Consider the following 6,508-nt stretch of genomic DNA (forward strand, 5'->3'; position numbering starts at 1 on the left):
CCCCCCCCTCGCCGCTCGCCGCGCGCCCGCCCCTCGCCTCGCGCCGCCCGCCGGCCGCCGCGGGGCGGGGGGGGGGGGGCGGGGGCCCCCCCGCGCGGCCCCCCCCCCCCCCCCCCCCGCACCCGCGGCACGGCATCCAGCAGGGCCCGTGTATAGGGATGGGCGCAGCGCTCGAACAAATCCTCCGGCCGCCCCTGCTCGACGATACGGCCGAGATACATCACCGCGACCTCGTCGCAGAGATAGTCGACGACGGCGAGATCGTGGCTGATCAGGACGTAACTGAGACCGAACTGCTCCTGGAGGTCCTGCATCAGGTTCAAGACTTGCGCCTGCACGGAGACGTCGAGCGCGGAGACCGGCTCGTCGGCGACGATCAACTTCGGCTGGGTGATCAGCGCGCGCGCGATGGCGATGCGCTGGCGCTGGCCGCCGGAGAATTCGTGCGGATATTTCTCCGTATCGGCATCGCGTAGGCCCACCTGCCGCAGCACCGCGGAGACGCGGGCACGAAGCGTCGTGCGGTCAATCCCCTCCAACACGGTGAGCGGTTCGGCGACGATACGCGCGATGGTCTGGCGTGGGTCGAGCGATCCGTAGGGATCCTGGAACACCATCTGGAAATCGCGGCGGGCGCGGCGCAATTCGTCGGCGGAGATGCGGTTGAGGTCGCGGCCGAGCAGCGCGACCTGCCCCGATGTCGGCCGCTCCAGCGCCATCACCACCCGCGCGAAGGTCGACTTGCCGGAGCCGGATTCGCCGACGATGCCGAGGCTCTTGCCGGCGTCGACCCGCACGCTGACACCGTTGAGCGCGCGCACCTGCCCCGGCGGGCGGAACACGCTTTCGCGCGGCAGCGTGTAGCGCTGCTCGATATCCTTGACGTCGAGAAGAGGCGCCGTGCTCATGCGGTCAGCGCTCCGACGCGTTCAGCCATGGACACGTCGGTCCGGATGCAGCGCACGAAATGGCCGGGTCCGACGTCCACCATCGGTGGAAGCGCGGCCCGGCACTGCTCGATCACGAGCGGACACCGATCGGCGAAGGTGCAACCGGACGGCAGATCAGCGAGCTCCGGGACCGTGCCCGATATCGTCGTCAGCCGCGTCCCCTTGCGTGCGCCGAGTTTCGGCCGGGCGCGGAACAGGCCTTGCGTGTAGGGATGTCCCATCCGGCGGAACACCTCGTCGGTCGGTCCGCTCTCGATGATCGTGCCGCCGTACATCACCATCATGCGTTGCACGTTCTCGGCGATGACGCCGAGATCGTGCGAGATCAGGATCATCGACATGCCGCGCTCCTCGACCAGATCGGCGATCAGGTCGAGGATCTGGCCCTGAATGGTGACGTCGAGCGCCGTGGTCGGCTCGTCCGCGATCAGAAGGTCCGGCTCGCAGGCGAGCGCCATCGCAATCGTGACGCGTTGACGCTGGCCGCCGGAGAACTGGTGCGGATAGGCATCGACGCGCCTCGCCGGATCGGGCAGCCCGACGCGGTCGAGCAAGGCGATCGTTTCTCGCCGCGCCTGCGATGCCGAGTATTTCTTGTGACGCCGCAGCGGCTCGGCGACCTGGTGGCCGATCGTGTGCATCGGGTTGAGCGCGGTCATCGGCTCCTGGAAGATCATGCTGATGCGATTGCCGCGCAGCCGACAATAATCCGCGTCCGACAAACCAGCGAGTTCGCCACCATCCAGCTTGATGCTGCCGGTGACGACGGCGCTGTCCGGCAGCAGCCCCATCAGCGACAACGCCGTCACCGACTTGCCGCAGCCGGATTCGCCGACGAGCCCGAGCGTCTCGCCGCGCTTCAGGGCAAAGCTGACGCCGCGCACAGCCTGGGCCGGCCCGCGGCTGGTGTTGAGGCGCACGCCCAGGTTCGCAACCTCGATCAGCGGCATGGTCGAGCGCTCACCCATCCTCATCGCTCCCGCGCCAATCGAGGGTCGAGCAGATCGCGCAGTCCGTCGCCGAGCAGATTGAGGCCGAGCACCGCGATTGCAATCGCAGCGCCCGGATAGACCGCGAGCATCGGCGACTGGAACAGCAGCGTCTGCGCGTCGTTCAGCATCCGTCCCCAAGACGGCTGCGGCGGCTGCGTGCCGAGACCGAGATAGGACAAGGCGGCTTCGGCAAGAATCGCGAGCGCAAACTGGATCGTCGCTTGCACGATCAGGATCGACAGGATGTTGGGCAGCACGTGCTCGATGGTGATGCGAAACTTGCCCTTGCCTGCCGCGCGCGCGGCCAGCACGAATTCGCGCGCCCAGATCGCGTTGGCCGAGCCGCGCGTCAGCCGGATCAGCGTCGGGATCTGGAAGATGCCGATGGCGACGATCGAGGTCACCATGCCCGGCCCCGCGACCGCGGCGAGCATGATCGCGGAGAGCACGGCCGGAAAGGCGAAGGTGAAATCGGAGAAGCGCATGATGATCTCTTCGGTCCAGCCCCGCCTGGCCGACGCGATCAGACCGAGACAGACGCCGAAGGTGAGGCCGATGCTGACCGCGATGATGCCGACCATGATGGTGGAGCGGGCGCCGGCCAGCAGCAGCGAGACGATGTCGCGGCCGAAGACGTCAGTGCCGAGCCAGTGCGCGGCCGAGGGCGGCCGGAGCTTTGCGGCGATGTCGATCTCATAGGGCGACCAAGGCGTCCACAGCAGCGACAGCAGCGCCGAGGCGAGAACCAGCAGGCTCAGCGCGCCGCCGAGCACGAAGCTGCGATGACGCAGCGCGCGGCGCCAGAAGGTCCGGGCCGGCAGAGGGCGCGCTGTGGCCGGCGCATCGACGAGGGTGGTCAGCGGCGCGCTCACAGATCGTGGACCTTGATGCGGGGATCGACGAAGGCATAGAGCACGTCGACCACGAAATTGACGATGACGACCATGGTCGCGAGCAGCATCACGCAGTTGCGCACCACGATGAGGTCGCGGTTGGCGATCGATTGGAAGATCAGGCGGCCGAGGCCCGGCAGATAGAACACGTTCTCGATCACGATGGTGCCGGCGAGCAGATTGGCGAATTGCAGGCCCATCACCGTCATCACGGGAATCATGGCATTGCGCAGCACGTGCTTCCACAGCACCTCGCGCTTGCCGAGCCCTTTTGCGCGCGCCGTGCGGACGAAATCCTCGCGCAGCACTTCCAGCACCGCCGAGCGCGTGACGCGTGCGAGGATCGCGGCCTGCACCACCGCGAGCGATACCGCCGGCAGCAGCAGCGACTTGATCCCGATCCAGATGCCGTCCTCCCAACCGGGAAAGCCGCCCGCGGACAGCCATTGCAGCCGCACCGAAAACAACAGCACCAGCAGGATCGCGAACCAGAAATTCGGCAGCGCGATGCCAACCTGCGTCAGTGACATCACGCCGACGTCGCCGAGCTTGTTGTGGTTGGCGGCGGTGTAGATGCCGGCCGACAGCGCCAGCGTCACCGTGATCAGCATGGACATCATCGCGAGCGGAATGGTCAGCACCAGCCGTTCCGCGATCAGGCTTGCGACCGGCGTGCCGTAGACATAGGAGTTGCCGAGATCGCCGACGAGCAGCCCCTTGATCCATTGCAGATAGCGAAGCGCCAGCGGCTGGTCGAGCCCGAGCTTGACGGTGAGCGCGCGGACCGCATCTGGCGAGGCGTCGGCGCCCATCAGCATCTGCGCGGCGTTGCCCGGAAGAGCATCCAGCACCAGGAAAATGATCACGGACGCGCCGACCAGCGTCGCCAGCAAGGTCAGCACACGTCGGAGGACAAATACGCTCATGCGCGCTCGGATTCAGGGCTCATCCGCAGCACGATCAACATGTCCGAGCACCGGAGGCAAGTGCTTTGCGAACAAGTCCTTTGCATGTCCCTCTCCTCAAGCCGGCCAGCGGGACAGGAGGTCATGCGAGGCTTCGAACAACGCGCTCGCGCGCAGCAAGTCGGCATCGCTGCGGAAGCGGCCCACGAGTTGCAAGCCGATCGGCAGGCCGTCGCGGCCAAAGCCGCAGGGCAGACTGATCGCGGGGTGCCCGGTCATGTTGAACGGCATGGTCCAAGGAAACCAGTGCGGCCGGACGCTGTCAAACTGCCTGCCGTCGATCTCGATGGTGCCGAACAGATCCTGATCGATCGGCAGGGCGGTGCGGGTGATGGTCGGCATCGCCAGCAAATGCCCGCGCGCAAGCAGGGATTGCACCCGGCGGAACAGCGCCGTGCGGGCGAACATCGCCTCTTGATAGGCGACGCCGCTGACGTCGGTGGCAAGCGCAAGCTGCTCGAGGAAGGCCTCGCTCAGCGCGTCCCCATGCTCGGCCGCGAGCTTTGCAAAGCGCGTCCGCCAGACCGTGTGATTGATGGCGCGCCAGATCGGCTCGATGTCGAACCCCTCGCCGGAGAATTCCTCGAGCTCGGCGCCGAGCCCTGCCAACCGATCGAGGCTCACCTTGAAGCCGGCCTCGACATCGGCAGAGACGGGGCGTCCGGGCGGCGACAGGCAGTACAGGATCTTCTGCCCACGCAGATCGCCGCGCGGCGCGGCCGTGCCGACGAAGTCGGGCACGGGAACGCCGATCGACCAGGGATCGCAAGAATCCTCGCCGGCCATCGCCTGCATCATCAGCGCGGTGTCGGCGACGGTCCGAGTCATCGGCGTGACATAGGTCTGGTTGCCGAACACGTCCAGCGCCTGGCTATGCGGGATGACGCCGTTGCTCTGCTTCAGCCCGACAACGCCGTTGCAGGCGGCGGGAATTCGCGTCGAGCCGCCGCCATCGGTCGCGATCGCCAGCGGCGCGATGCCGCTCGCCACCGCCACCGCCGCGCCGCCGCTGGAGCCGCCGGAGGAACGCTCGGCGCTCCACGCATTGCGGGTGCGGCCGAACAGCGGCGAGTCGGTCAGGCATTTGCTGCCGAATTCGGGCGTCGTGGTCTTGCCGATCAGGATGGCGCCTTCCGCGCGAAGCCGCGCAACCGCGACGGCATCCTCGTCCGGAACATTGTCCCTGTAGGGAATGGCGCCGAAACTGGTCTTCACGCCCTTGGTGTTGACAATGTCCTTGACGGTGACGGGGATGCCGTGCAGCAGGCCGAGCGGCCCGCCGGCCATCAGCTTGCGCTCTGCCTCGCGCGCGGCGGCAAGCGCCTCGTCGCCGCAGATCGTGATGAAGCAGTTCAGCTCGGGCTGGAGCGCTTCGGCGCGGGCGAGCACCGCGCGGGTGAGCTCGACGGGCGAGATCTGCTTTGTCGCGATGAGGCCGCGCAGCACGGTTGCGGACAGCAGGCAGGGATCACCGTTCATCGTCACTTCGCTCCGAACCCGGCCGCCGGTGGCCGATAGCATTGACAGCCAGGATGACAGTTTTGTTAACTCGCCGCCAATACGATTTTGAACACCAACCCATACGTTTTCGGTATGCCAATGGATCTTCGCCGGCTCCGCTATTTCGTCGCCGTCGCCGAGGCGCGCAGCGTCGGCAAGGCCGCCGAGCGGCTGCGGATGGCGCAGCCGCCGCTCTCGGTCCAGATCCGCAAGCTGGAGGCCGAGGTCGGCGCGCCGCTGTTCCGCCGCGGCACGCGCGGCATGGATTTGACCGAAGCGGGCCAGGCGCTGCTAGCGCGCGCCGGCGAGGCGCTGGCGCTGGCGGCTGACGGCATCGAGGCCGCGCGCGCGGTCGCGGCCGGCAGCCGTGGTCGGCTGTCCGTCGGCTACATGTTCGTGCTGGCGAACGCGATGCTGCCGCGTCTCATCCCCGAGCTCCGGCGATCCATTCCCGGCATCGATCTCGATTTCGCCGAGCTCAGTGCTTCGACCCGCGAGGCGCGGCTGCTCGACCGCAGCGTCACCGTCGCGCTCTGCATGCCAGCCATCAACCATCCCGAGATCCAGGTGGCCCGGATCGGCGCGCAGCCGTTCATGCTGGCGGTACCAAACCGTTCGCCGCTTGCGCGCCTGAGCGCGGTGCCGATGATACGACTACAGGGCCGTCCGCTGATCGCGCTGCCGCCGCCGGAGCGGGACCCCTCCTCCTCCGCGGTCGCAGCCCTGCTGCGGCGGCATCAGATCGTGATGCCGATTGCGAGCCGGGTGCAGACGGTGCATTCGGCGATGAGCCTGGTTCTCGCCGGTGAAGGCCTCGCCATCCTGCCGGCCTGTGCCCAGCTCGGGGCGCCGCGCGGGGTCGTGTTCCGGCCGTTGCGCGATGCAAGCGATTCCATCGACATCGCGGTCTGCTGGCGGCGCGACTCCCAGACTCCGCTGATCCATACTTTCCTGAAATGCGCCGAGAAGGCGGTCGCGCGGCTGTGAGACGTGCTTCCCCTCTCCCCTTGTGGGAGAAGGTGGCGCGAAGCGCCGGATGAGGGGTTGCTTCCGCGAATTCACAAGCATGAGGTCACGCGCGGAGAGAACCCCGCCCCCCGGGGGGGGGGGGGGGCGCGGGCCCCCCCCCCCCCCCCCCCGGGGGGGGGGGGGCGGGCCCCCCCCCCCCCCCCCCCCCGCCGCGGGCGGTGGAGAGAAGATTGTAGAGG

General features: G+C 68.0%; 6 protein-coding genes. 1 reads left to right on the top strand and 5 read right to left on the bottom strand.

Translation table 11 applies throughout. The features are described 5' to 3' along the window. From AC0L3A_RS01050 to AC0L3A_RS01070, 5 genes are all read right to left on the bottom strand, one after another. A partial coding sequence (locus tag AC0L3A_RS01050) for an ATP-binding cassette domain-containing protein (protein WP_473253406.1) occupies positions 1 to 908 on the bottom strand: 908 nt, incomplete at its 3' end. Next, positions 905 to 1,918: an ABC transporter ATP-binding protein gene (locus AC0L3A_RS01055; protein WP_007593199.1), complete on the bottom strand. Its 1,014-nt coding sequence runs from the start codon at positions 1,916 to 1,918 to the stop codon at positions 905 to 907. The genes AC0L3A_RS01050 and AC0L3A_RS01055, both read right to left, overlap by 4 nt. Positions 1,919 to 1,920: 2 nt before the next feature. Then, complete coding sequence (locus tag AC0L3A_RS01060) at positions 1,921 to 2,814, bottom strand: ABC transporter permease (RefSeq protein WP_007593200.1); 894 nt, start codon at positions 2,812 to 2,814, stop codon at positions 1,921 to 1,923. Then, complete coding sequence (locus AC0L3A_RS01065; RefSeq protein WP_007593201.1) at positions 2,811 to 3,761, bottom strand: ABC transporter permease; 951 nt, start codon at positions 3,759 to 3,761, stop codon at positions 2,811 to 2,813. The genes AC0L3A_RS01060 and AC0L3A_RS01065 overlap by 4 nt, the downstream gene beginning before the upstream one ends. Positions 3,762 to 3,857: 96 nt before the next feature. Continuing rightward, positions 3,858 to 5,279 (bottom strand): amidase, encoded by a 1,422-nt coding sequence (locus AC0L3A_RS01070; protein WP_473253407.1) that lies wholly within the window; start codon positions 5,277 to 5,279, stop codon positions 3,858 to 3,860. A 120-nt stretch (positions 5,280 to 5,399) separates the two neighbouring features. On the opposite strand from AC0L3A_RS01070, the gene AC0L3A_RS01075 reads away from it, so the two are divergent. Next, entirely contained in the window at positions 5,400 to 6,287 is an 888-nt protein-coding gene (locus tag AC0L3A_RS01075) for a LysR family transcriptional regulator (RefSeq protein ID WP_473253408.1), read from the top strand. The last annotated feature ends 221 nt before the right edge of the window (positions 6,288 to 6,508 follow it).

The sequence above is a fragment of the Bradyrhizobium sp. MI1.3 genome (assembly GCF_055811695.1).

Bases quoted from the DNA above. Each gene is read 5' to 3' on its own strand.
- AC0L3A_RS01055 (WP_007593199.1), bottom strand. From the start codon at position 1,918: ATGGGTGAGCGCTCGACCATGCCGCTGATCGAGGTTGCGAACCTGGGC.
- AC0L3A_RS01065 (WP_007593201.1), bottom strand. From the start codon at position 3,761: ATGAGCGTATTTGTCCTCCGACGTGTGCTGACCTTGCTGGCGACGCTG.
- AC0L3A_RS01070 (WP_473253407.1), bottom strand. From the start codon at position 5,279: ATGAACGGTGATCCCTGCCTGCTGTCCGCAACCGTGCTGCGCGGCCTC.
- AC0L3A_RS01075 (WP_473253408.1), top strand. From the start codon at position 5,400: ATGGATCTTCGCCGGCTCCGCTATTTCGTCGCCGTCGCCGAGGCGCGC.